Raw genomic sequence first — 26,037 nt, forward strand, 5'->3', positions numbered from 1 at the left:
GATCCTCATTCCATGTCACCGATATTACCAGTCAGCACAAAGTTATTTCTATGAATCACTTCATCGGAATGCTTGTAGCCAATTATCTTCTCTATGTCTTCAGTATGATGTCCCTTTATGAGCTCAATCTCGGCCGACTTGTAGTTGCTCAAACCGATGCCGACAATCGCCTCTCCCTCATCCAGGCAACGCACAGGCGCCCCGACACCGAAGCTCCCGCGCACCTCGGCAATGCCTATGGGAAGAAGAGACTTGCCATGCTCTTTCAGTGCCCTGACTGCACCCTGGTCCAAAATTATGTCGCCGGCTGGCTTGGGCAGATTAGCCAGCCACAGCTTCCTGCCCTGGTAGATGCGCTTTTTCGGAACAAACAGGGTGCCAAGCATTTCCCCTTGAAACAGCCGCAGAATCACATCGCGCTCTCTACCCGGTGCAATGATCATCGGTATTCCGGAGGCAAGACATTTTTTGGCGGCATTGATCTTGGTCAACATCCCGCCGGTGCCAATCGGCCCCGAGCCTGAACCGGCGCAAGCCATAAGCTGCGCATCGACCCCGCGCACCAGCTGGATCAGGTTTGCCGAAGCATCCAGGCGGGGATCGCATTCATACAGCCCTTCCGTGTCCGTCAAATTGATCACGAGATCCGCCCCGATGAGGCCGGCAATCATGGCTGAAAGCTGGTCATTGTCGCCAAACTTGATCTCCTCGACCACCACGGTATCATTTTCATTAATTATGGGCAATATACCCCAGTCAAGCAACGTTTCCAGAGTGTTTCGAGCATTCAGGTAACGATGCCGGTGCGCCAAATCTTCAGTAGTGAGCAGCACCTGGGCAACCAGCAGTTCGAATTTATTGAACGCCCCCTCCCAGGCCTCCATCAGAAAACCCTGACCGACCGCCGCCGCCGCCTGCTTTTGCGGGATAGTTCGCGGGCGCTCGGTCAGCCCCACCTTTCTCACTCCGGAGGCGACCGCCCCAGAGGTGACGATCACTATCTCCAGTCCCTTTTCCTTGAGCTCGGCAATCTGGTCGGTCAAGCGGTGGATCATGACCAAATTCAAGCCGCGCGGACCGGTCAAGACGGCACTGCCTATCTTGATGATCAAACGGCGGCATCGATCAAAGATGGTGCGGCGTTCTGCAGAATCCTGGGACACGTTGAAACTCCGTGAAGTCAGGCTGTGTAAGGTTGTTGTTCAGTCGACGCGAGTTATTTTAACAGTAAAATGGGGAAACACAGCAAACCAATTTGCACATGTCGACTTTGGGATCGTCCTGGGGCAGCTTGCCCCGATGGCCGAAAATCATTCCACAGAATTGAGGATCTGCACCAACAGCTTCTGTAAGTCCTGCAGTCCCTCTCGTTGCAAAGCCGAGATAACGACTACCGGGTGCTTTGTTTGGCGATAGGCTGAGGCGATCGTCTCAATCGTTCCCGCATCCGCTACCAGGTCGGTCTTATTGAGGGCAATCACCCTGCGCTTCAAAACGATCTCCTGTGAATAACAAGCCAACTCATTCTCAATCTGGTTGAACGGCAGCAGGGGTTCCGCCCGGGGAATCCGTGAAATGTCAATCACGTGCAACAGAACTCGAGTCCGTTCAATGTGGCGCAAGAAACGTGTTCCCAGACCGACGCCTTGATGCGCCCCTTCGATCAATCCAGGAATGTCGGCCACCACAAAAGGGGGAGAGTCGGCATACTGCACAACTCCCAGGTTGGGCACCAAGGTGGTGAATGGGTAATCGGCAATTTTCGGCCTGGCTGCAGATATGGCGGCTATCAGTGTAGATTTCCCAGCATTCGGAAGCCCCACCAGTCCCACATCCGCCAGCAGTTTGAGTTCCAGAACCAGTTCTTTGCGCTCCCCCTCGCACCCATCCTCAGCAAAGCGCGGAACTCGCACTGCGGAAGTGACAAAGCGCGCATTGCCTTTCCCGCCCGGGCCTCCTCCGGCAGCCAGCCACCGTTGACCTGGGTTGCTCAGATCGGCAATGACTTCTCCGGTATCCACCGTCTTTACGACCGTTCCCACTGGAACTTCGAGTATCAGATCCTGTCCGCCCTTGCCGTGTTTGTTCTGTCCTTGTCCATGCTTGCCCGGGGGTGCAATGAAAGAGTGGCGGTAGCGGAAATCCAGCAGGGTGTGTTTACGTTCGGAAGCCTCAAGGTAGATGTCTCCGCCCTTGCCGCCGTCCCCCCCATCAGGTCCGCCACGCGGCACATATTTTTCACGGCGGAAGCTCACGCAACCCTGCCCCCCCTTGCCGGCCTCTAAGCGAATCCTGACTTCGTCTACAAAGCGCATTGGTCACCCAAAAGTCTAAATGAACTGCTTCTCAAAAATTGCCGGGAATTTCATCGGATCGAATCGTACCACTCATCTTCGCGGGGAGAGTTGCCGGATGAGCCCGGCAGTTCCCTGTCAAAAACAGAGGAACTGCTAAACTGGGGAGACTATCGCATCCTAAGAGTGCTTAAGAAAATGATCCTGGTTTTCAGGCGGACCGGGTTGAGCTGCTCAACCCGGCACAATAGGCGTTGGGTTGAGTCTCGCGAAACACATGACTCAACCCCCCCTGCACCAAAAACATTATCTTCGAAACGATCAATTTTGGTTGGGTATTGACTGTGCACACCCGTTGTTCGCAACCCTGATGCCGCTGCCTATCGATAATAGTTTGACCGCGGACGGCGCGCAAAAGCAGCCTAGTTGGAGCTGGAAAGCGGGTGAACACTGATTTTTTGGCGAGTCTTGTCTTTATATTCGAAGGCAACTATTCCATCAGTGAGGGCAAACAGCGTGTAATCTTTACCCACCCCCACGTTCCTCCCGGCATGGAACTTTGTCCCCAATTGTCGAACCAGTATGTTCCCCGCACGAACAAATTCGCCGCCGTATTTTTTTACTCCCCTGCGCTGCCCGGCACTGTCTCGGCCGTTGCGGGAGCTTCCTCCTGCTTTCTTGTGCGCCATTGATTACTCCTTACGCTTGTGGATTCGCCGACTCTCTCAACAACGAGTTCCGCCTGGACCGGCAAACCACATCATTTCCTCTGGTTTGGTTAACCACGCCACACAGGGTGGACGAACAGGTCATGCCCTTGCTTACAATTCTGCGGAAGCAGTCTCAGTTTGCTGTGCGCCCTGCTTATTGATGGCTTCAATCAGCACCGCCGTATAGTGCTGTCGATGCCCTTGTTTCTTGCGGTAATCCTTGCGTCTCTTGTGCTTGAAGACGATAATCTTTCTATATCGATTCTGCTCCACGATGCGGCCCTGAATGACCACATCCTGCACCACGGGCTGTCCGATTTGGACTTCGTCGCCGTCGGCCGCCAGCAGTACCTCGTCCAAAACCACCTGGTCGCCAATTTCGCCCGGTAATTTCTCTACTTTTACCACGGTTCCGGGTTTGGCTTCGTACTGCTTACCACCCGACTGAAAAATAGCATACATGGGATCATCCTCCGACTTCTCTCGGTAACCACAAACCTTGTTTCGCTGTCCGGCCTGAATCTGGACAAAAAAAGCGGCCCTTCACGGCCGCTTATCGAATAATGGTGAAGGTCCTTTGCTACATTGTTGCATAAATTCCTTGCTTCAGAAGCATTTCCTGGTATTCTCGCAACTTCTCACAGTTCTCTAAACACTTGTTCTTGTCTTCATTGGATCGATCACAATCCCTGCAAGGGCTTTTAAGCATGGTGCGCCTCCTCTTAGAATTGTAATTCTTAAACGTCTTTGTATAATCAAAAGGACAAATCCATGTCAAGGTTTTTTTCCGGACTGATTTATCCCCTTTGCCTTCGCGCAGAACGCTACTTGATGAGCGACCCGAGCGGACCAACAGCATGAAACCAAATGACCCCGGTAATTCCTTTGTGCTGTGGTCCATGGTGTCAGTAGGGATACTCTCTATTTCCGTGGCTTCGATCTTAATACGCATGGCAGACGCACCCGCGCTTTCCATAGCAGCCTTCAGAGTGGGTCTGGCGGCGGTTCTTCTGGCACCCTATTTCTTTTTGTGGCACGATAGAAAACAGGATCGGTGGAATGGCAAGACTATGCTCCTCACCACCTTATCCGGCGGCTTTCTGGCCGGTCATTTCATATTTTGGATTCATTCCTTAACACTAACTTCGGTTGCCAGCTCGGTGACCCTTGTTAGTATGACCCCACTGTTTGTAGCGCTGTTTTCCTCCATTTGCCTTAAGGAAAAAGCTTCTCAACAAGTCATCCGGGGAATCCTGATCACGCTGGTTGGCAGCATACTGGTTGCGGGCACCGATTTCACTTTTTCCAAAGATGCATTGCGTGGGGATATCCTCGCAATCATGGGCGCGCTCATGGCGGCCGGCTATCTTCTCTCAGGCCGTTTTGTCAGACGATCCCTGGGACTGACGGCTTATATTTTCGCCGTTTATACCGCAGCCGCTCTGATCTTACTGGTCTGTTGCCTACTGACGGATACCCCATTGATGGGATTTTCCCAGAGGACCTATTTGTTTTTGCTGCTCCTTGCAGTCATACCCCAGTTGATCGGTCACAGCACATTCAACTGGGCGTTGAAATTCTTGTCCGCCACCGTGGTAGCCGTCCTCATCCTGGGAGAACCGATAGGCGCTACCATACTGGCTTTCGTTTTTTTTGGCGAATCCGTTTCGGGCTTCAAAGCGATCGGCTTGATCACCCTTGGAACAGGTATTCTCCTCTGTTCCCTGGCTCTCACGCCAAGCGGAAAAGAATCGGCATAGCTCTGGCCGGCGGCATATTATTTTCCACCCACGACCGGCTTAACATTGACAACTATTCATAAAAACAGTAGCTTGACTTCGATCATGGGATTGGGCCGACTCGTTCATGATATTGACGATTCCGTTCATGACCCCTGCGTCATGCAGGCGCAATACCGCCACGCCGGAATGGCGCTTGCCGGCCTGCGCAGCAGGCATCGCTGGAGTGTTTAACAAAATGTTTTGGCTTTCAATGGGGCTGGTTGAGGTACGAAACCCGGCTAAACAGGCGTTGGGTTTCGTCACGCCCAACGCGTGAATCAACCCGACCAAAAACATTTCTTGGAAGCTATAGATTCAGGTCGCCATAAGCGTACAGGCTGATGCATGACCACGCCACGTTGGATTCATGGGTAAGAGCGGCAAACATTCGGTTTAGATCCAGGATTTGAAAAGGTGGAAAATGTTCGTCATAGGTAATCTGCTTCTTGCATTGGCTAAAATTCTGCATTTATTGTTAACCTTCTATATGTGGATCATCATCGCCCGCGCAATACTCTCCTGGGTGAATCCTGATCCGTATAATCCTATCGTTCGGTTTCTCTACAATGTGACCGAACCGGTACTCTCTACCATCAGAAGAAGGGTCCCCATAGCGTTTGGCGGTATCGACTTCTCTCCCTTGCTGGCCATTCTGGCTATAATGTTTCTGGATAATTTCCTGGTACCTTCCCTGGCTGGATTGGCCCTGCGCTTCGGAGTGTGAAGCTGGTGCGGTACCAGGCCGAGCCCATGACTGCCTCATCCCCGGGGCCAGTTAATTTCGACAACACCAAAGCATCGCTGAATTCGGTGCGCCGGCGGGTGCAAGCGCGCCAAACCAGACGGGAATTGGACAATGAGTATAAGCAAAGAGCTGTTAGACATTTTGGCATGCCCCAAGTGCAAAGGCGACATCCGTTTGAATGCAAGTCAGGATGGCTTGATCTGCGATCACTGCCAATTGCTGTATGAAATTCGGGATGGTATCCCCATCATGCTGATCGAGGAGGCCAAACCTTTGGAGAAATGACAATCGGATCACAGAAAAAATCCGATTGCGCAAATACTTCCGGATGGTGAGTGCAATTCATGAGCGTGCCGCGGGAACCACAGGATGCGAAACTCATTGTGGGATTACTGTTTCGCGAAGTTGACGTTCAAATGAAGACATTGATTTCGCTCAACGAGCAATTTGGTCCCGTTGATTTTCTGACCGAGCCTAAATTTTTCGACTATACAAACTACTACCAAAAGGAGATGGGACCAACTCTTTATCGGCAAACGGCGAGCTTTGAAAAACTGATGAAACCGGAATTGCTGCCGGACATCAAGCTGTTCACCAACCAACTGGAAAAACGACTGGCCCAGGACCATTGCAGGAGAGTCAATATCGATCCCGGATTCCTTACAGAAGAGAGACTTGTGCTGGCCACAGGGAAAAATTACACCCATCGCATTTACCTGCGCGACGGGATTTTTGCTGATTTGACCCTGATCTATCAAAAGGGTTCCTACAGAGTTTTGCCCTGGACCTATCCCGATTATCGGCGACCTGACCTGCTGCACTTCCTCGGTGTGCTGCGTCAGAAACTCCGCTATCAGCGCACCCAACGATTACCGAGGAGCGCCCCCAGGGAGCAGGGAGATTTTCCGTGATTTGCAGCATGACAGCTTTTGCGAGGGTGCAGCGCGAGTCGTCCGGATATGCCGTAACGGTCGAGGTTAAGACGCTCAACAGCCGCAATCTGGATATTGTGGTTCGGATTGGCAAGAACTACTCTGATCTGGAAGCGGTCATCCGAAAGCAGATTTCGCGAGCGTTTCGCCGCGGTCGCGTGGAGGTTTCCGTTCAAATTGAACCCACTTCCGTCGAGCAAAAAGCGCCGCATATCAACTTGGAAATCGCCACATTGTACTGGCAACAACTCCAGGACTTGCATGCGCAGCTGCCCGCAAGCGATGCCCCCAGACTCGGCGATCTCCTCAGCATCCCCTATCTTTTCGAAGCCCAAAAGGAAATTGTTGATCATGATACTTTAAAAGAGGTTTTGAACGATGCTCTTGGTGAAGCCGTTCGGCAAATTGTCGCGATGCGAACGAGAGAGGGCGTGTCCCTGTTCCAGGACTGCCAGGATCGCTTGTCTGCCCTGAACCGAGAACTTGCGTTTGTGGCGGAGCGCAAGCAGGAAGTATTGCTGGAGTATCAAAGCCGCATCCGGGACAGAATCAAGGAGTTGCTTGGCGAAACCGAGGTTGACGAAAATCGACTTTTGCAGGAGGTTGCTTACTTTGCTGAACGGTCGGATATCAATGAGGAAATTGTTCGACTGCAGAGTCACCTGCAACAGTTCGACGGTTTGCTTCGGAGTTCGCAACCGGCTGACGGCAGAAGACTGGATTTCCTGACCCAGGAACTGCACAGAGAAGTCAATACCATCGGCAGCAAGACGGGAGATCTCGAGACCATTCAAAGCATCGTAAGGATGAAGGGCGAGATAGGCAAATTGCGCGAACAGGTTCAAAACATTGAATAAGCTCTGCCAATAATGGCCGCTTCACATGACTGAAAACAGCATTGAACTCTTTCCAGGATCAAATTGAGGTCTATATGGACAGGAAACTACTCAATATCGGCTTCGGGAATACTGTGGTGGCGGACCGCATCGTGGCCATTGTGTCCCCTGCTTCAGCCCCAATGAAACGGCTCAAGGAAGACGCCAAGCAGTCGAACAAGTTGATCGATGCCACCATGGGAAGACGCACTCGCTCGATTATCATAACGGACAGCAATCATGTGATTCTTTCAGGCGTTCAAGCGGAAACCATTGCCCAACGCCTTCTTTCGGACAACTCCGTCAAAGAAGCCAATCTCCTCAAGCGCGAAAAAAGCAAGTAGATGCGAAAACTCGACAATATCGGACAACTGTTTGTGATTTCAGCACCTTCGGGGGTGGGTAAGACAACTTTGATTCGGCGTCTGCAATCCAGCCGGAATGATTTGTGTTTTTCTGTTTCCGCCACCACCCGCGCCCCTCGCCCCGGAGAGATCGAAGGGCGCGACTATTGCTTCCTGAGCAGAGAGGAATTTGTCCGGGACATTCGCGCCGATCGTTTTCTCGAGTGGGCGCATGTGCATGGAGAGTATTACGGGACGGCCCGTGCCCCGATAGAAACGTGGCTGCAGGAAGGCCAGGACGTGATACTGGATATTGATGTACAGGGCGCTCGCCAGGTGCGTTGTGCTTTCCCGCCGGCACACACAATCTTCATCCTGCCACCGTCAATCGATACCTTGCGGGAACGGCTGCAGGCACGCCGCACCGAGTCTGCGGAAAAAATTGCCGGTCGCCTGATTGTGGCTCGAAAGGAACTGGCAGAGGCCGCATGGTACGATTTCATCATTGTCAACGACGATCTCGAGGAGGCGGTTGCGGATCTTGCCGCAATACTCCGTGCCTGCCACTGCAAAATGGCTTTTCAAGCCTCGAAAGTAAGACCTTTCCTGCGCTCTATCAGTGACATTTGAATCCGCCAGGGACCGACAGCCGAATGTGCCAGTCATGAAACACTCCAAGCCTGCCCCCGGTAAAGGCATTTGGATTGCCGGAGTCAATCCTGTAAGAGCGGCTCTGCAGTCCGGGCATATCGCCATCCTGGAAATGATCTGCAGCCGGATGGACACAAGGATCGAACGTCTTGTTCAATTGGGCCGCGCCAAAAATATTGCACTGCGGCACCAGAGCCGCACCGAGCTGACCAAGCTGATCGGTCATCCCCATCACCAGGGGATAGCCCTGCTTGCTGCGGAATTCCCTTATGCGTCCCTGGAGGAAGTTATGGCGCGCTCGACCGATGCCCTGGAGCCGCTTTTGGTTCTTGATTCCATCCAGGATCCTCAGAACCTCGGGGCGATTTTCCGCAGTGCCTGTTTTCTGGGCGCTAACGGCGTCATAATTCCCAAAGACCGGGCGGCCCAGGTCAGCGCCAGCGTGATTAAGGTTGCTGCGGGAGCAACAGCCTACTTGCCGATTGTGAGAGTCACCAATATCGCGGGCTGCCTCCAGCAGTTAAAGACCAAGGGCCTTTGGGTAGTCGGTTTGGACCTTGAGGCGCAAAGCACGATCTACGAAGTTGACCTGTCGGTCCCCTTGTGCCTGGTTGTAGGTAACGAGCAGAAGGGCATTCGACCGCTGGTCCGAAAAACCTGCGATCTCCTGGCGAAAATTGCTCCCCGAGGTCCGCTGCCGTCGTTAAATGCGGCGACGGCGGGAGCTATTGCCCTGGCCGAGGTCCAGCGTCAGCGAACCATGCGATGATTCAAGCTTCCGCGAGAGAGGGGTAAATGAGTGAAAATTACTTGAAAATTCAGCAGGACTACCTGCAGAAAGCATGGACGAGACCGCGCCAGGTACTGGAACGTAGTATTCCGGCAGAACACCGGCGGGAGTGCCTGCACTTTCAAGCCTTCGGCCGGCACTGCGCCCTTTGCAGGGATCACATTGTGCTTGGGCAAGAGACAGCCACCGGCCCGGAGGGGCTGCTTGTGGCCATGTATGCCAGCTGTACCGTGGATAAACAGGTGCAGATTCATCCTCCCATATCCTTTAAGGAGCTTCCCGGCAGCCTGCCTTACCATGGAGCATTTTACGCTAATGCGGAACGTATTCTGGTGCCCCATGTGCCCGCGATTGCGCACAAACAAAAAGAAATTGTCGCCTCATTCGCGGGACATGTGAACGCTGATGCAGTCAGTGGAGATTTTTCCTTCACCCTCTATCCGCTGCCTCGTATTCCCCTCTACTATATTTTTCACCTGCCGGACGATGAATTCCCTGCTTCCGTGACGTGTCTTTTTGCAGCCAATGCCATTGACTTCATGCCATTGGATGGCCTGGCCGACGTGGCCGAGTATACCGCCAGGAGAGTCCGATCAATGACCGCGGGCAGTGGCGGACAAAACAACCGTACGCCTTAAATCAAATGGAGAAGATTGATGAGCGGAATTTTTGCCGATGTCACTCAGACCATTGGTCATACACCACTGGTTCGTCTCAATTACCTGGCCCGGGGCCTTCTGGCGGATGTATTGGTGAAGGTGGAGTTCAGAAATCCGGCAGGCAGTGTGAAGGACAGAATTGGGTTGGCGATGATCCAGGCCGCCGAACAGAACGGACTGATCACAAAGGATACCACCATCATCGAGCCGACCAGTGGAAACACCGGAATCGCACTTGCTTTTGTCTGTGCAGCAAGAAAATACCGACTCATTTTGACCATGCCGGAAACCATGAGTCAGGAGCGCCGGAAATTGCTCAAGCATCTCGGCGCCGAACTCGTCCTGACACCCGGCGGCGAAGGCATGCGGGGCGCAATCAATAAGGCTCACGAGCTGGTTGCCGAAATACCCGGTTGCTACATGCCGGACCAATTCAGCAATCCCGCCAACCCCGACATTCATCGCAAGACCACTGCAGAAGAGATCTGGCGCGATACCACAGGAGCCGTCGACATTCTGGTGGCTGGAGTGGGAACGGGAGGCACCATCACTGGAGTAGCGGAAGTAATCAAAAAGCGGAAACCGTCCTTTAAGGCTGTTGCCGTGGAACCCGCCGCATCCCCTGTGCTGTCCGGTGGCCAGGCGGGGTCTCACAAGATTCAAGGCATCGGAGCAGGGTTTGTTCCTGCTGTGCTGAACACCCGGGTCATTGATGAAGTCGTGACGGTAACCAATGAAGAAGCATTCGAGGTAGCAAGGGATCTGGCCAAATCGGAAGGCATTCTCTGCGGCATCTCTTCGGGCGCCGCCGTTTCAGCTGCACTGCGCGTGGCTGCCCGGCCCGAGAACAAAGGTAAACAACTGGTGGCTATTCTGCCCAGTACGGGTGAACGCTACCTGAGTACAGAACTGTTTGCTGAGTGACGGTCGATGCAACATCACTCAGCCATACAGCTCCTGTTGTTCACTCTGCGTTGAATGACGTGTTCACACCAGGCGCACTGGTCAAAAAGGCGTCACATCAGCCCGCAGCATGGGCGCCTGTATCGCCCGGAGAGCCCGGGACTCCGGTCAATTGTTTTTCTTTGGCCTGGAAAACCTGAAATCGAAGATAAAAATCGCAGCAATCGCGATCAGCTGAACAGCACCAAAAAGACTTGCGGCCTGCACGGAGCTTCTGCACATTTCAACAGCATACCATTCCATAACGAACGTTCAATTCCTTTCCTCAGCATTCAACCCTCCATCAGCCGACTCATACCCGTATCGGGATGCGGATTTCCATCTGCCTTGCCGTATGTTCCGACGGGTTTCGTGACGCGCAGCGCGTGAGCCTACCATGCAATCCCCGGTAAACATGTGATCCGTCATCCTTAACCAGTATGTCAACAGGCGGAGAGCTAGAATGGGATGATATCCGATAATCTTTATTCGGGCAACTGCCGCTACCCACATTGCGCTCTGAGCCCGCCGCAGCTCAATCGCCGGGACAATGCACCGCCGTTGAATCACTCGGCTCACCCGGTGCGGAGCAGGAACGCCTCCAGCAATCCATTGTCAGCGGCTTCCATAATGTCCCGATGGCAGGGATCATACAAATCCTGAGAATGTTGGCTCAGGAGGCGTAACGGGGACATTCCTGAACGGATAAGGCGGCTTCGCGCAGCGCTTCGGCAAAAGTTGGATGAGCATGAACGGTTCGCGCAATATCCTCGGAACTGGCACCGAATTCCAGGGCCAGCGCGCATTCGGCGATGATCTCCGATGCCCGCGCGCCGATGATATGGATGCCGAGAACACGATCGGTTCTGCTGTGGGCTATGACCTTGACCAGGCCTTCCGTTTCCCCCATACAGCGGGCGCGCCCCACCCCGGAGAACGGGCGGGAGCCCACACAGTAGTCAATGCCCCGTTCCTTGACCTGTTCTTCAGTCAACCCGACGCCGGCCACTTCGGGAGAAGTATAGATCACCGAGGGAATGACGTCGTAATTGACTGCTCCTGCCAACCCCGCTATCCCCTCGACGGCGGCAACTGCCTCTGCCGATGCCTTGTGCGCCAGCATGGGTCCCGCTGTCAGATCGCCGATGGCATAAATGCTGCCGATATTGGTCCGATAGGTGTGGTCCACCAGCACCTGCCCGGTTTTGACCTCAATTTTCACCCCAACCTGATCGAGGTTCAGGCCACGCGTCAGGGGCCGGCGCCCGGTTGCAACAAGCAAGCGGTCGCAGGTCATCTCATCGTTCTGTTCATCCGATTCCAACGTCAGCACCACACGCCCCTCTCTTACTTCGGCCCCGAGGACCTTGGTCTTTAGTTTGAAGGAGAGCCCCTGTCCTGCCAGGACGCGCTGCAGCGACCGGCTGATCTGACCATCCAAAACGGTGGCAATTTTAGGCATCATTTCGATCACGGTAACCGCAGCGCCCAAACGACTCCACAGTGACCCAAGCTCCAAACCGATATAGCCTCCGCCGACTATTGCCAGATGCTCCGGCACCGCGTCAAAGGAAAGGGCCTCTGTGGAACTGACGATGCGCTTTCCATCGAATGGAGCAGTCGGAATCTCTATCGGCTCACTGCCGGTAGCCAAAAGAACATGATCCGCAGTCAGTAGCAAACCTTTGGCATCGGCCGACCCTTCCGCGTCGGCACGAACCTCCACAGTATGCTCGTCAAGCAAACGGCCAGAGCCGTGAAAAATCTTGACCTTGCGACCCTCCAAAAGTTTTCGCACGCTATGGGTCAAATCCTCGACCACCTGGTCTTTTCGGGCCATCGTTGCCCCCAGATCGAGCTCCAGCCGGCCTGCCCGTATGCCGTGCTCGGCCAGGCGATTCTTCGCCAAATAGAAATACTCGCTGGAGTCCAGCAATGCTTTGCTTGGAATACAGCCGACGTTGAGGCAGACCCCCCCCAGGCGCTTATTCTTTTCCACACAGGCAACCTTCAATCCCAGCTGGGCGGCGCGCAAACAGGCCACATACCCGCCGGGGCCAGCCCCTATGACAACCAGATCATAACTCTCGCGCCCGGCCATATCATATCTCCAGCATAATTCGTTCGGGTTGCTCCACACATTTTTTGATACGCTTGAGAAACGATACCGCCTCTCTGCCGTCAACGATGCGATGGTCGTAGCTCAGGGCCACATACATCATGGGGCGAATAGTGATCTCCCCGTCAACGACCACCGGCCGTTCTTCAATTTTGTGCATGCCGAGGATGCCGCTTTGCGGGGTATTGAGGATCGGCGTGCTCAGAAGCGACCCGTAGACGCCGCCATTGCTGATGGTGAAGGTCCCTCCCTCCAAATCCGAGATTTCCAGCCGATTTTCCTTGATCTTATGCACATAGTCGCTGATCGCCCGTTCGATTTCAGCAAAGGTCAAACCGTCGGCATGACGGATGACCGGCACCACCAGTCCCCGTTCTCCCCCTACCGCAACTCCGATGTGGTAGTAATGGTGATAGACGATATCTTTACCTTCAATCACCGCGTTGACCTCGGGAAATTCTTTCAAGGCGGCAACGGCGGCCTTTATGAAAAAAGACATGATGCCCAGGGATATTCCGTATTTTTCCTGGAATTTTTGTTTGAACCGGCCCCTTGTCTCTTGCACTCGGCTCATGTCAATTTCATTGAAAGTGGTCAACATGGCCGTGTTTTGTCTGGCTTCGAGCAAACGCTGAGCAATTTTCTGCCGGATGGGAGTCATCGCTTTCCGGGTAGTCTGTTGGCTCTGTTCTAATTGACGTCGTGTCCCGGTCGTAGCCGACCTCGCGGCACTTTCCTCCTCGTCTTCCGCAGCAGCCTGTTTGTCTTTTGCTGCTTCTGTATCGTCCGCCGCGGTTGAAGGTTGCCTCGCAGCCGCTCCCTCCAAATGCAGCAGGACGTCCCCTTTGGTTATTCTTCCTCCCGGGCCCGACCCCGAAAGCGCGGCCACATCAATTTGATTTTCCGACACCAGCCGCCGAACGGCGGGCGACAGAGGCGGTTCGCCCTGGTCCTCTCCGACGGCTGGCTCTTGAGGTTGAGCAGGGGACCTGGTCTCCCCCGATTCTGCAGGAACCGTTTTTTCCTCCGGCCTTTGAGGTTCTTGACGAGCGTCCACTGCTCCAGGCGGTGTCTCTGGGCGAAGCTCCTCAGCGGCTTTCGTCCTTTCCCCCTCCCGCCCGGCGGCCTCGGTTTCTATGGTCGCAACGGTCGTTCCGACGGAAACCGTCTCGCCTGCTCCGATTTCGATATGCAAAATGCCGTCCGCTTCAGCGGCTATTTCAAGCGTCACCTTATCGGTTTCAATAACAAACAGCACCTCATCCTTCGCAACCCTGTCACCGTCTCGCTTGAACCATTCGGCCAGGAGAGCTTCCTGGACCGATTCACCCACTTCCGGGATCTTGACTTCTATCTTCATGGAAGCTCCTGCACTGAAGTTTGGCTAAACTGGCTTGCTACCGCCTCCAACTGCTTCCTGCAAAATTTTTTCCTGCTCCACTTTATGCACGGAAAAATGGCCGGTGGCAGGACTGGCGGCAGCGCGCCTTCCTGTGTAGCCCACCCGTGTGTCGATCATGCTTTGCAAATAGGGCTGTACGAATCTCCAGCCACCCATGTTTTCCGGTTCCTCCTGCACCCAAAACCAGTGATTGGCGCCGGCATATTTTTCAATCAGCTGTTTCAATTGATGTGACGGAAAGGGATAGAACTGCTCAATTCTGACAATGGCAGTGCGATGCTCCTGCAGCTCTTCTCTTCGCTCGAACAGATCGTAATAGATTTTCCCGCTGCACATCAGCACCTTTTGCGGATCCGTTATTGCCAGGGGGTCATCGAGCACTTCGCGGAAATGGCCCTGCGCCATGTCCTGCAGGGTTGAAACCGCCAATGGACGTCGCAACAGGCTCTTGGGCGTCATGACGATCAGCGGCTTCCGGAAGCGGCGCTTCACCTGCCGGCGCAGCAAATGAAAATATTGGGCGGGAGAGGAGGGATGGCACACCTGAATATTGTCCTCGGCGCACAGCTGCAGAAACCGCTCCAGCCTTGCACTGGAGTGCTCCGGCCCCTGGCCCTCAAAACCATGCGGCAGCAGCATGACCAAACCGCTGCGCCGTCCCCATTTGACTTCAGCGCTGACTACATATTGATCGATGATGGCCTGAGCATTGTTGGCAAAATCACCGAACTGCGCCTCCCACATCACCAACGCATGAGGGCTGACCAGAGAATACCCGTATTCAAAGCCCAACACCGCATTTTCTGAAAGCATGCTGTCATAAACAAAAAATGAGCCCTGCTCGTCGCCCAATGCGTTCAGCGGAATGTACCGCTCCCCTGTCTTGACATCCACCAGAACACTGTGCCGCTGGCTGAACGTACCCCGTTGGCAATCCTGGCCACTCAGCCGGACTTGCACGCCTTCCTTCAGCAGGGAAGCAAACGCCAGGACCTCGGCCGTGGCCCAATCGATTGCTTTACCTTTTGCAACGACTTCCACTCGTCTTTGTAAGATGCGATCGAGTTTCTTAAAGATGGAAAACCCTTCCGGATATTCGCTCAATTTGTGCATCAGAGACGTCAGCCTCTGGGCGTCAACGCCCGTCTCGACCGGCGCATCGTCGGGCTCCACGTCGAATTCCTTCCAGTTTTCATAGTAGCGCACCCGGGGCATTTGGCAGGTTTTATCGTGAGCTGCATCATAAGCCCGCTGCAGCTTTTCGTTGATGCGCTGCTTGATTCCGTCCAATTGCTCCCGGGTGATCAGGCCGCTGTCCACCAGCCTGTCGGCGTAAAGCTGATCGGGCGTTGGTCGATCTTTTATCCGCTCGTACATTTGCGGTTGGGTGAAGTAGGGTTCATCTCCCTCATTGTGCCCGTACCTGCGGTAACACACAACATCGATGACCACATCCTTCTTGAAGTGACGTCGATAATCGTAAGCGAGCCTTATCACGTGCACGGCTGCCTCCGGATCCTCCCCATGCACGTGAAATATGGGAACCATCAACATTTTGGCAACGTCGGTCGAGTAGCGGGTGGAGCGTGCTTCTTCGGGAAGGGTTGTGAATCCGATTTGATTGTTGATGATGACGTGAATCGTTCCCCCGGTACGGTAGCCCTCCAACTGAGAAAGATTGAGAGTCTCATATACCACCCCCTCACCGGAAAAACTGGCATCCCCATGGATCAAGAGCGGTAATACCAGATTGTGATGCTTATCCTGCAATTGCACCTGGCGGGCATGAGCGATGCCTTCAACGACTGGATTGACCGACTCGAGGTGGCTTGGATTGCTCACCAGCAACATGCGCAATGACTGTTCATCAGCCAATTTGACGTCGGTTAACAGTCCCTTGTGATACTTCACATCACCGCTTCCAACCAGGGACTCAAAATCGTAGTTGTCTTCAAATTCGCAGAAGATATGTTCATAAGGTTTCCGCAGGATGTTCGCCTGAACATTCAGACGCCCTCTATGCGCCATCCCCATGATGAACTCCCGGCAGCCCCGGCCGACTGCATGCCGAACCAGGGCATCGAGCAGGACCACAACCGTTTCAGCACCTTCCAGAGAAAATCGCTTCTGCCCCATGTACTTGGCATTGAGGAATTGCTCGAACAGGTTCGCTCGGCAAAGCCCTTTAATGATACGGAGCCGGGCTTCGCCGTCCAATTCGGGGCGATTCCTCACCGGTTCCATCCGCTCCTGCAGCCAGCGCCGCTCCTCAGGGTCCTGCAGGTGCATGTACTCCACTCCAACAGAGCGGCAATACGTCTGTTTGAGCAACCTGAGTATATCCCCGAGAGTTGCCTGTTCCCAGCCGGGGATTTGTTCCGCGTAGAAAGCTCGATCCAGATCCTCATCCGCCAGGCCGAAGGCATCGAGCTGCAACAAAGGGTGATCCGTCGGGCAGGCGACCAGCGGATCCAAACAGGACAACAAGTGGCCAAGATCGCGATAACGATAGATCAGCTCATCAACCCGTGACTGGCGCAACACCTGGGCCTTTTCGCAAACTTCCATGCCGGGTTCAGGCAAACCCGCCAGTTGAAACCCTGCAAAAAAAATCCCCCATTCCCGGGAAACGGCTTCGGGATTAGATTTCCAAATTCGATACTGCGAGTCGATGTATTCTGCATTCAATGCAGTTGGAAGTTTCATCAGCGCAAAGCCCCTCAAATCAAGTCAAGGTCAAGCAAAGCCGACGGCCACCCGGCCCGTGCAGCCTGGATGCTAAACGACGCTTGCCGCATTATACAAAAACCATCGCTGTCAGCACAATGATTCCCCTCCGAGGCAACCATGGCAATCACCCCCCATGGCTGTCAGCCCGACACCCGGCTGGATCATTCGATCGAACCGAATCCCGTTGCGCAGCAGTTGCCATTGAGTGATTATAATAATGCCGATTTTGCAATAGGAAAGCACAGGGAATCACTTTCCCGCATGCGGGTTAAACTGGGGAACGGTCCGGATAACCTGATTTTCCAGCCCCCTTGGGGGGGCTGGCACAAGGATTGACAGAAAGCCCCTGTTTCTTTATGTGTGCTTGTGTAGAATCATTTTCATTGCCCTAGAACCCTGCACCATGGAAGACCCATGAAAGCCTTAAGACCAACCCGCATGGAGCGGTGCATAGGATGTTATTCATGTTCGTTGGCTTGCGCCCGCCTGGTGCACAATAGCCTTTCCTGGCATCGGGCGGGAATCCGCATCCGATCTGCAGGTGGATTGAGCACGGGGTTCGAGGCTCAGGTGTGTCTGGCCTGCGATCCCGCTCCTTGTGTGGCAGCCTGTCCAACTGATGCCTTTGGGCAGAGACGTGGAGGCGGAGTCAAAGTCAAACGAGAAACCTGCATTCGCTGCGGGGCATGCGCCGAAGCCTGCCCGGTTGACGCCGTATACATGGATCTTGAGACCGGCTATCCGGTGGTTTGCATTCACTGCGGACGATGCGTATCGTTTTGTCCTCACGCGTGTCTGGAAATGGTGGACACCACCAATGGGAAAGATACCGATGAATAGTGAGACCTTTAAAGTTTTGATGGTTGATCTGGATAGGCAAAAGGGGGACCTCATTGACTTTGGCAATGCCAAGGAAATGCTTGGAGGAAGCGGACTGGGAGCTGCCCTTTATGCCGCATACAGCCAACCGGATCTGCCGGCCAACCACCCCGATCAGCCCCTGATCTTTGCCATTGGTCCGCTGACCGCTTATTTCCCATTGATGAGCAAGGTGGTGTTGACTTTCAAGTCTCCTTACCACGAACAATTTGCAGAAAGCCACGCCGGCGGCAGGCTGGCCATGGCAATGCGCTTTGCCGGATACGATGGAGTGGTAATCCGTGGTATCGCCAAGACACCCGCCTGTCTGATCATCGGCGGCAGGACTCTCGAAATTGTGGATGTTCATTATCTGTGGGGACAGGACGTTCTGGCAACAGGCAAGTGGTTGAGAAGAATCCATAGAAGCCATTCGGGACACCGCAGTATCCTGAGGATCGGCCCAGCCGGAGAGAAACAGGTTGCATTTGCCGGCATCAATGTGGATACCTATCGCCACTTCGGCCGTCTTGGCGGCGGTGCCATCATGGGAGCCAAGAATTTAAAGGGCATAATTGTCATCGGCGACACCAATTTAGAGCTTCCCCGGGGAAAAGATTATCAGAAGCTTTACAAGACCATTTATCAGGAAATGACGCAATCTGATGTGATGCGCAAATATCACGATCTGGGCACGGCGGAAAACATGATTCCCCTGAACGAAATGCACGCGGTGCCCTGGAGGAACATGCAGGCAACCCGGGACGACGCAGCGGCGGAAATATCTGGCGAGAAGTTCGCCCAAGAACTGCTCCTGCGCAAAACGGCCTGCGCCGGTTGCCCGGTTGGGTGCATTCATGTGGGGCTATTGCGTGAGAATTTTGCCGACGATCACGAATATCTCTATCGGCAGGTTTCCTACGACCATGAGCCGATCTTCGCTGCCGGCTCCATGCTTGGGGTCACTCGGGCCGGCAATGTCCTGATGCTGCTGGAGGAAATGGAACGGCAGGGCATTGACGTGATCAGCGCCGGAGTTGGTCTGGCCTGGGCTACAGAGGCACTGGCAGGAGGCGTGATTGCGGAGAAGGAAACCCTTGTTCCGCTGCGGTTCGGGAATGCCGAAGGCTACCGGCAGGCCGTCCGTCATCTGGGGAATCGGACCAATGAATTCTACTATCTCCTCGGCCAGGGCACACTGACGGCGGCAAAGGCTTACGGCGGTGAAGAATTCGCCTGCGTGCTTGGGCAAGAAATGGCCGGCTATGCCACAGGAGAAGCTTTCTTTGTATCCCAGGCCTATGGTCTGCGCCATTCGCATTTGGACAGCGCCGGCTATAGTTTTGATCAGAAATCCCCAAACAAGGACCTATGGGCTGCCGTCGAGTTTTTTCTGGAGGAAGAGCGCAGGCGCGTACAGCTCACCTGTATGGTGTCGTGCCTGTTCGCTCGCAACGTCTATACGCAGGAACGGCTGCAGGAATGCTTGAGCGTCGTCGGGCGGGAGCAGGCGGCGGTGAGTCTCCCTGCGCAAACCAAACGGGTTCAGGCGGAGCGCTGGCGTTTAAAGTTTGCAAGCGGCCATGATCCTACCCAAATAAAAATTCCCAAACGCTTTAGTGAGATCACTACCTGGCAGGGACCGATCGATCAAGATTTCCTGAATCAACTGGCGCATGGTTATCAAGAGGCTGTAAGAGAACTGGCACAAAGTGCGGAATTTCAGCGCAGCGTGCAAGCCCGTTGAGATCCTCAGTTGCGCACGAAGAATGCCATCCTTTGGACATGGAGGTCTGCCATGAAACACGCCAGGCTGGACGAGGTCATAGCCCGCTCCCGCTTTGATGCCGTCTTGTTCGACCTGGACGGGGTGATAACCGACACCGCATCCATTCATGCCACGTGCTGGAAGGAAATGTTCGACAAGTTCTTAAATCATCGACGGCAGTCCGGTCAGAGTACCTTCAGACCCTTTGATATTGCCGCCGACTATAAGAAACATGTGGACGGTAAACTGCGCTACGATGGAGTTGAGAGCTTTTTGACCTCGCGCGGTATCCGGCTGCCTTACGGCCATCCTGAGGATCCTCCCGGGTACGACACGGTGACCGGACTGGGCAACATGAAAGATGCGCTCTTTAAAGCATCCGTGGAGTCCGGTGGAGTTGTGATCTATGAGGATTCCATTGCGGTAATCAAGCATCTTCGCAGCCACCGATTTAAAATCGGCGTGGTTTCAGCCAGCAAGAACTGCAAGAAGGTGCTGCAAACAGCACAGATTGAAGAGTTGTTTGACATCAGAGTGGATGGGAATGTGGCAGATCGGCTCAAGCTGCCCGGCAAACCTGCACCTGATACATTTTTAAAGGCTGCGGCGATGCTCGGCGTTGAACCGCGTAGAGCCGTAGTTGTGGAAGATGCAGTCGCCGGTGTAAAAGCAGGCCGAGCTGGTGGCTTCGGGCTTGTCATAGGCGTCGATCACCAGGCAGATCCGGAGAAGTTGAGAGAGCACGGCGCCGATATTGTGCTGAAAGGGCTGGGAGAATTGCTGCAGTGAGATTTGCAGGGTCTAGGGACCCCCACCATCAACCAGCTCGAAAGCACCGCCAGGCAACCCTCGGGATTTGCCTTGGGCTTTTCAACGAGATCCAGGAGGGGCTCTTCTGAGCCCTCGAAGCCTCGGAGGTGTGACCCCATCATGCTCCATCGTCAAAGAACGATTCCTCCCCCCTACATTTATCCTGACCACGAGTGGAAATTGATCGAAAGAAGATTTGCTCCCCAGTTCATGGCGCAGATGGAGAGTATTTTTGCTATCGGCAACGGGTATCTCGGGATGCGTGGCACATTCGAGGAGGGTGTTCCGGTGGATCAGGAGGGGACCTTTGTCAACGGCTTTTATGAATCCTGGCCGATCGTTTACGGAGAGGAAGCCTATGGGTTCGCCCAGACGGGTCAGACTATTGTCAATGTGCCAAACAGTAAATTGATCCGGCTTTACATCGATGATGAGCCATTTTTCCTGCCAACTGCCAATTTGATCCACTTCGAGCGTGTACTCGACATGCAGGGCGGTACTCTGGACCGTGAAATACTCTGGGAAATGCCATCGGGCAAGAGGGTCGCCATTCGTTCGCGCCGCCTGGTTTCCTTCGAGCACCGTCATTTGGCCGCCATGTTTTACGAAGTGAGGATTGTCAATGCTGACGCCCCGATAGTGGTCTCGTCCGAAATGGTCAATCAGAAGGCAAACCTCACGGGAACCAATGGCGACCCGCGTCGGGCCAGAAACCGCAAGGAGCGCGTGCTTGTAGAAAAAATCAATTACGCCGACGGCCTGCGCACCATACAAGGTTTTGTTACTGAGAACAGCAACATGTCGCTGGCATGCGGCATGACTCATCTGGTCGAAACCGATTGCTCCTATTCCCACAAGACCGAGTGCGCTCAAGATGCGTGCAAAGTTATTTTCTCCTGCACGGCTCAACCTGGAGTGCCCATTAAGATCATCAAATACGTCACCTATCACACCTCGAGGAGCGCTGCGCCCGAGGAACTTTGCAAACGCGCGGAATGGACCCTTGATCGTGCTTTGAACAGCAGCTTTGAAGAACTGGTCAATTGTCAGCGCAAGTATCTGGATGATTTTTGGCAGCACAGCGATGTTCGAGTGAATGTCGACCCGGAACATCCCATCACTAAAACCGAGGATGTTCAACAGATCATACGGTTGAATCTGTTTCACATCCTGCAAACAGCCGCGCGCGCGGAAGGTGTGGGTATTCCGGCCAAGGGCCTCACCGGACAGGCCTATGAAGGCCATTATTTCTGGGATACAGAGATTTATATACTGCCTTTCCTCACTTACACGCGACCGCGACTTGCCAAAAACCTGCTTAAATTTCGCCACAGCATGCTGGATAAGGCCAGGCAGCGTGCACTTCAGGTTAATCAGCGGGGGGCTCTGTTTCCCTGGCGCACCATAAACGGCGAGGAAGCATCTTCCTATTACGCCGCAGGCACTGCCCAATACCATATAAACGCAGATGTGGCGTACGCTTTGATAAAGTATGTCAATGTCACCGGCGATCGAGAATTCCTCTACCGTGAGGGAGCGGAAATGCTGGTTGAAACTGCCCGCCTGTGGTGTGACCTGGGGTTTTATTCGACCAGGCGCGGCGGCAAATTTTTATCCATGGCGTAACGGGACCGGACGAATACAATACGGTCGTCAACAATAATACCTTCACCAATTTGATGGCGCGCAAAAATTTGCGGGAGGCTGCGGCGACGGTGGATTTTTTACGGCGGGAAAAAACGGAAGAATACGCCGAGCTGGTGTTCAAGACCAACCTCAAACTGGCTGAGGTGGACGATTGGAAGAAGGCCGCCGACTTGATGTACATCCCTTATGATGAAAAATTGCAGATCCATCCGCAGGATGACGATTTTCTCGATAAACAGCCCTGGGACTTTGAAAATACTCCCGGGGACACGTACCCCCTGCTTCTATACTATCATCCCCTTGTCATTTACCGTCACCAGGTCATTAAGCAGGCGGATATTGTTCTGGCAATGCTTTTGCTCGGGCAGGAATTCACCCGGGAACAGAAAAAGCGTAATTTTGATTTTTATGATCCCCTAACGACCGGGGATTCTTCTCTTTCGGTTTGCATCCAGAGCGTGCTGGCGGCAGAGCTTGGGTATGAGGATATCGCAGCCGATTACGCAGCCTACGCCGTTTTAATGGATTTTGCCGATGTCGGCGGCAACGTTAAAGACGGTTGTCATATGGCATCCATGGGCGGATCATGGATGGTATTTGTCTACGGCTTTGCGGGCATGCGGGACCACGGGGGTAGATGGAGCTTTAATCCACGTCTGCCGAAAGTCTTAACCAGGCTCCGGTTTCCTCTGACAATAGGCAGTTGTGTCTTGCAGGTGGACATCAAACGGGAATCGGCGACATACACACTGCAGAAAGGGGAGGCGCTGGAACTTTGGCACGAGGATGAAAAGCTGCGCCTCACAGGGGACAGCCCCTCCGCAACCAGACCAATCACCCGCCTCTGATTCATACTTGTCAAGAAAAGAAATATTCATTTTTATGTCCACACCCACTGATGGGTTTCGCTCCGCTCCACCCATCCTTGTACTGCTTCATGCCGTTTTAGGATGAGCATTGTCGGCATTGCATTCAACCCAACCTTGCTGCTCCCCACCGGATGTCGACTGTTGTCGGCATGACAAAGAGGTCGGCCGGATATCACCAGGCTTCACTTATTCTCAACAGACTTGAGAACCGTGCTGACTGCGGCCATGGCCGATGAACACTCTCTAAAAACGAGGGTCATAAGAACCAGGGCGATAAAATTGAGCATTCCGCACGCGACCCAGGCATGACTGATAGCCGCAAGTGCTGCAAGAACGGCAAACACTAAAGTGATAATTACCCCACCTCGCGGACACCTGGGCCATGCTCTGAAACGGACCAACTGCTTGCCGCCGCCGTGTTCTTCCACCGCCATCAAGATTCTCACGCAGCCGAGCAACCCCCCACGCAATTCCAAGTCCCATCGGTCAAAATCGCCGCCGCGCAACACAACCGTCCGCAGACTCTTCAAGCTCGCCTCCAAAGATTCCAACCAGCTGAGAGGCGAATCCCAATGTTCGCTCCAGAGAGTGAATGTCCGCGGCCACGGCAGCGGGTGTGAAATGCCCACAGCCGCGCATCTGCGCCATGGGGTGAGGCCCAGACGAAGGCGGCCGAGCAGGCGTGCCAGAGGCTGTATGAGATGCATACCGGCAGTCAATGCCCGCAGCTTCAGGATATCTTTTGGTGCCCGCCCCTCAGCACCGAAGTTGATGCGGGCGGCATTAATGGCGGCATTTAACATCGGGATGAACAGGGCCACTGCACACAGCGGCAACGCCGTCAACAAGGGAGGCCATTCCAGCCCCAGCAGGGAAATGCCCATGAGTGCCGCAATGATCACATACCATTCGGGCATCATGGGCAAAGACCACAAGAGACTCGGGGCCGGCTGATAAATAGACTGGAACAGGGCACTGCCCCACGTCCCTTGATAAATTCGACCGCGGAAGCAACCGAGCAGCTGCTCGAATCCCTTGAAATAGAGTCGGCCGGCCCAGGGAATATGGCCCGCGGCATTGTATTTTTCCGGCCATTTTTTTTCCAGATCCGCCTCGGCCTTGCCGTAATTGAGCTGCTGCTTCCAATAGGCCTTGATCGAATTGCGGCGATGATGCCAGACCACGGCCGCCGGATTGAATCCCAGCGTCCAGCCGCGCTGTTGGAGCCGCCAGCACAGATCAACATCATCCCCCGCTATGCGAAAGCGGACATCAAACCCGTCAATCGCCTCCAGTGCGGCCTTGCGGAAAGCCATATTGCATCCCGGTATGTGCTCGGCTTCCTGGTCCGTGAGGAGAACGTGAATGGGTCCTCCCGGCGAGTTGGCGACACATTCCGCTATTGGTCCGTCACCAGGGGGGGGGAGGTTCGGTCCACCGATGCCCACGTGGTCGGATCGTAAAAACGATGCGGCAAGATAAGTCAGCCAGTGGGGATCTGGACGAGCATCGTCGTCTATATAGGCCACTATTTCCCCGCCAGCCTCGCGCATGCCGGTATTCCGCGCGCTGCTCAACCCACGGTTTTCGGTGGTGATGACCTTGAATCCATATTCCTCGGCAACGGCTCCTGTGCCGTCCGTTGAACCATCGTTCACCACAATCACTTCAAAATTAGGATATTCCAGTCTTCTAAGTCCCTCGAGGCAGTCCCGGATGGTGCGCTTGCCGTTGTAGGTGCACACTACCACCGAAATGCTCGGCCAACTCAAGTCAGGCGGGAAGGGCACGTCACAGAAAGCCTTTCGTACGGCGGCGATGGATTCCTTGGGACGCCGGTTGCGATCGGTAATGCCGAACCCCCAGTCGTCAATATCAAATCCCCCTCGATACCATTCATCGGTCCAGGAAAATACGAACACGCCCGCACACCCCGCAGCAAAGGTAGAACGAATCTGCCAATCGAGCATCGAAGCCTGCGCCTGTTCGCCATTGCGCATGCTGTCCAGACCGACCTCGGCCATCACCAGGGGACGATCGCCCGCCAGGTTCTGTAGACGGGCCAGGTAGCCGTCCAGTTTTTCCTGTGTTTCCAAGTACACATTAAAGGAGAGGAAATCCACAAAGGGCAACTGCAGGTATTCCGTGGTGGGGAAGTTCACATAGGTCACAAGGGCTTCCGGATCTTCAGCCTTGGCCGCGTGATAAAGCCGCTCGAGATACGCTTCGATTCGCCGGTTACCGTACCAGCGCACTATCGAGGCGGGAATTTCGTTGCCGATGGTATAGCAGAGAACCGCAGGATGACCTGCACACTGCCGAACTCCGGCACGAACTCGATTTTCAATGTCCCGCGCCACTTTTCTATCATCAAGAAAGGTGATGTGTTCTTCCCAGGGAAGACCAATCATGACACGCAGCCCGCAACGTTGAGCAACATCCAGTAACCAGCGTGGCGGCACGGTATAAATGCGCACTGCGTTTATGTTGTTCTCCGCCATTTGCCTGAAGTCTCTTTCTACAGTCGCCTCGTCATGGTATTCGCAGCCATTTTCATCAGGATGAAAGGGTCCGTAGGTGACTCCGCGGATATAAAGCTTCTCTTCTCCAACAAATATGAACTTGCCGTGTACCCTGGGGCGCACTCCTGCGACAACCGCAACAGATTTGGGCGGATGCAGGAAGAACTGCGCTACCCCGCTGCGTGACCACGGCTCCGAAGCAGCGGCGCGCAACAGAGACGCCGGATCAATTGAAGTTCTCACAGGTTCATCCCGGCGCAATTCCTTTGCACGAACGCCGCCTGGCATGCAGCGCTTACCACCGTGGATACCTTTGCAGCCAAAAGACCATTGCAGGCTCCGCTCCGCTTCATCGTCTATTTCAGCAGCGCTGGAAGCGCGGTCCGTATGCACATTTGGCCACAAATCGTTGCTGTCTGATGACATGTTTTCTTTGAATACCGGTATCGCCATTTCGCCCTCATGAGAGTTATAAAATCAAAAGGTCACAGTCCCGTTTTGCCAGCGAGCCTTCCTTCCATGGAAAAGGTTTATGAAACGTGGCCCGCTGCTGCCGGGAAACCAAAAAGATCCAGGCACCGTGGCACAA

The 26,037-nt window shown here is 54.2% G+C and carries 23 protein-coding genes; 15 read left to right on the top strand and 8 right to left on the bottom strand.

What is annotated here, in order from left to right:
* Window positions 1-5: 5 nt before the first annotated feature.
* The 4 genes from proB to rplU form a co-directional block, all read right to left on the bottom strand.
* The gene (gene proB / locus K1V27_RS03380) at window positions 6-1,163 is read right to left on the bottom strand and encodes a glutamate 5-kinase (protein WP_258928117.1); all 1,158 of its coding nucleotides are present in this window, start codon (window positions 1,161-1,163) and stop codon (window positions 6-8) included.
* A 147-nt stretch (window positions 1,164-1,310) separates the two neighbouring features.
* Window positions 1,311-2,315 (bottom strand): GTPase ObgE, encoded by a 1,005-nt coding sequence (gene obgE, locus K1V27_RS03385; protein ID WP_258928118.1) that lies wholly within the window; start codon window positions 2,313-2,315, stop codon window positions 1,311-1,313.
* A 401-nt stretch (window positions 2,316-2,716) separates the two neighbouring features.
* Window positions 2,717-2,983: a 50S ribosomal protein L27 gene (rpmA, locus tag K1V27_RS03390; protein WP_258928119.1), complete on the bottom strand. Its 267-nt coding sequence runs from the start codon at window positions 2,981-2,983 to the stop codon at window positions 2,717-2,719.
* 132 nt (window positions 2,984-3,115) lie between these two features.
* Window positions 3,116-3,466 carry a 50S ribosomal protein L21 gene (gene rplU, locus K1V27_RS03395; protein ID WP_258928120.1) on the bottom strand — a complete coding sequence of 117 codons (351 nt, stop codon included), beginning with the start codon at window positions 3,464-3,466 and terminating at the stop codon, window positions 3,116-3,118.
* A gap of 395 nt (window positions 3,467-3,861) precedes the next feature.
* On the opposite strand from rplU, the gene K1V27_RS03400 reads away from it, so the two are divergent.
* The 10 genes from K1V27_RS03400 (at window position 3,862) to cysK (ending at window position 10,705) form a co-directional block, all read left to right on the top strand.
* The gene (locus tag K1V27_RS03400; RefSeq protein ID WP_258928121.1) at window positions 3,862-4,764 is read left to right on the top strand and encodes a DMT family transporter; all 903 of its coding nucleotides are present in this window, start codon (window positions 3,862-3,864) and stop codon (window positions 4,762-4,764) included.
* A 442-nt stretch (window positions 4,765-5,206) separates the two neighbouring features.
* Window positions 5,207-5,509: a YggT family protein gene (locus tag K1V27_RS03405; protein ID WP_258928122.1), complete on the top strand. Its 303-nt coding sequence runs from the start codon at window positions 5,207-5,209 to the stop codon at window positions 5,507-5,509.
* Between the two features lie 132 nt (window positions 5,510-5,641).
* A complete protein-coding gene (locus K1V27_RS03410) occupies window positions 5,642-5,815 on the top strand; it encodes a Trm112 family protein (RefSeq protein WP_258928123.1) in 174 nt (57 codons plus the stop codon).
* 59 nt (window positions 5,816-5,874) lie between these two features.
* Entirely contained in the window at window positions 5,875-6,441 is a 567-nt protein-coding gene (locus K1V27_RS03415; RefSeq protein ID WP_258928124.1) for a DUF4416 family protein, read from the top strand.
* Window positions 6,442-6,449: 8 nt separating this feature from the next.
* The gene (locus tag K1V27_RS03420) at window positions 6,450-7,319 is read left to right on the top strand and encodes a YicC/YloC family endoribonuclease (RefSeq protein ID WP_258928125.1); all 870 of its coding nucleotides are present in this window, start codon (window positions 6,450-6,452) and stop codon (window positions 7,317-7,319) included.
* Between the two features lie 74 nt (window positions 7,320-7,393).
* Window positions 7,394-7,681: a DUF370 domain-containing protein gene (locus tag K1V27_RS03425; RefSeq protein ID WP_258928126.1), complete on the top strand. Its 288-nt coding sequence runs from the start codon at window positions 7,394-7,396 to the stop codon at window positions 7,679-7,681.
* Window positions 7,682-8,311, top strand: a complete 630-nt coding sequence (gene gmk / locus K1V27_RS03430; RefSeq protein ID WP_258928127.1) for a guanylate kinase — start codon at window positions 7,682-7,684, stop codon at window positions 8,309-8,311. It begins immediately after the preceding gene.
* 34 nt (window positions 8,312-8,345) lie between these two features.
* A complete protein-coding gene (rlmB, locus tag K1V27_RS03435; protein WP_258928128.1) occupies window positions 8,346-9,101 on the top strand; it encodes a 23S rRNA (guanosine(2251)-2'-O)-methyltransferase RlmB in 756 nt (251 codons plus the stop codon).
* A 26-nt stretch (window positions 9,102-9,127) separates the two neighbouring features.
* Entirely contained in the window at window positions 9,128-9,760 is a 633-nt protein-coding gene (locus K1V27_RS03440; RefSeq protein WP_258928129.1) for a DUF3786 domain-containing protein, read from the top strand.
* 18 nt (window positions 9,761-9,778) lie between these two features.
* Window positions 9,779-10,705, top strand: coding sequence for a cysteine synthase A (gene cysK / locus K1V27_RS03445; RefSeq protein WP_258928130.1), 927 nt, complete (start codon window positions 9,779-9,781; stop codon window positions 10,703-10,705).
* Between the two features lie 691 nt (window positions 10,706-11,396).
* Here the strand turns inward: cysK and lpdA are convergent.
* The 3 genes from lpdA to K1V27_RS03460 are packed head-to-tail and all read right to left on the bottom strand — an operon-like array spanning window position 11,397 to window position 16,950.
* Entirely contained in the window at window positions 11,397-12,824 is a 1,428-nt protein-coding gene (gene lpdA, locus K1V27_RS03450; RefSeq protein WP_258928131.1) for a dihydrolipoyl dehydrogenase, read from the bottom strand.
* A gap of 1 nt (window position 12,825) precedes the next feature.
* Window positions 12,826-14,202 carry a 2-oxoglutarate dehydrogenase complex dihydrolipoyllysine-residue succinyltransferase gene (odhB, locus tag K1V27_RS03455; protein ID WP_258928132.1) on the bottom strand — a complete coding sequence of 459 codons (1,377 nt, stop codon included), beginning with the start codon at window positions 14,200-14,202 and terminating at the stop codon, window positions 12,826-12,828.
* 24 nt (window positions 14,203-14,226) lie between these two features.
* Window positions 14,227-16,950: a 2-oxoglutarate dehydrogenase E1 component gene (locus K1V27_RS03460; protein ID WP_258928133.1), complete on the bottom strand. Its 2,724-nt coding sequence runs from the start codon at window positions 16,948-16,950 to the stop codon at window positions 14,227-14,229.
* A gap of 438 nt (window positions 16,951-17,388) precedes the next feature.
* Between K1V27_RS03460 and K1V27_RS03465 the strand changes: the two genes are divergently transcribed.
* The 5 genes from K1V27_RS03465 (at window position 17,389) to K1V27_RS03485 (ending at window position 22,905) form a co-directional block, all read left to right on the top strand.
* On the top strand, window positions 17,389-17,814 hold the full coding sequence (locus K1V27_RS03465; RefSeq protein WP_258928134.1) for a 4Fe-4S binding protein: 426 nt from the start codon (window positions 17,389-17,391) through the stop codon (window positions 17,812-17,814).
* Window positions 17,807-19,579 (top strand): aldehyde ferredoxin oxidoreductase N-terminal domain-containing protein, encoded by a 1,773-nt coding sequence (locus tag K1V27_RS03470; RefSeq protein WP_258928135.1) that lies wholly within the window; start codon window positions 17,807-17,809, stop codon window positions 19,577-19,579. Before K1V27_RS03465 ends, K1V27_RS03470 begins: the two co-directional genes overlap by 8 nt.
* Before the next feature lie 51 nt (window positions 19,580-19,630).
* Window positions 19,631-20,389 carry an HAD family hydrolase gene (locus K1V27_RS03475; protein ID WP_258928136.1) on the top strand — a complete coding sequence of 253 codons (759 nt, stop codon included), beginning with the start codon at window positions 19,631-19,633 and terminating at the stop codon, window positions 20,387-20,389.
* 141 nt (window positions 20,390-20,530) lie between these two features.
* Window positions 20,531-22,036: a glycoside hydrolase family 65 protein gene (locus K1V27_RS03480; RefSeq protein ID WP_258928137.1), complete on the top strand. Its 1,506-nt coding sequence runs from the start codon at window positions 20,531-20,533 to the stop codon at window positions 22,034-22,036.
* Entirely contained in the window at window positions 22,024-22,905 is an 882-nt protein-coding gene (locus K1V27_RS03485) for a glycosyl hydrolase family 65 domain-containing protein (RefSeq protein WP_258928568.1), read from the top strand. The genes K1V27_RS03480 and K1V27_RS03485 overlap by 13 nt, the downstream gene beginning before the upstream one ends.
* A gap of 203 nt (window positions 22,906-23,108) precedes the next feature.
* On the opposite strand, the gene K1V27_RS03490 is transcribed toward K1V27_RS03485, so the two are convergent.
* Window positions 23,109-25,901, bottom strand: a complete 2,793-nt coding sequence (locus K1V27_RS03490; protein ID WP_258928138.1) for a glycosyltransferase — start codon at window positions 25,899-25,901, stop codon at window positions 23,109-23,111.
* Window positions 25,902-26,037: the final 136 nt, after the last annotated feature.

Origin of the sequence: Desulfoferrobacter suflitae, from assembly GCF_022603395.1 — a bacterium.
Classification (GTDB): domain Bacteria; phylum Desulfobacterota; class Syntrophobacteria; order Syntrophobacterales; family Syntrophobacteraceae; genus Desulfoferrobacter; species Desulfoferrobacter suflitae.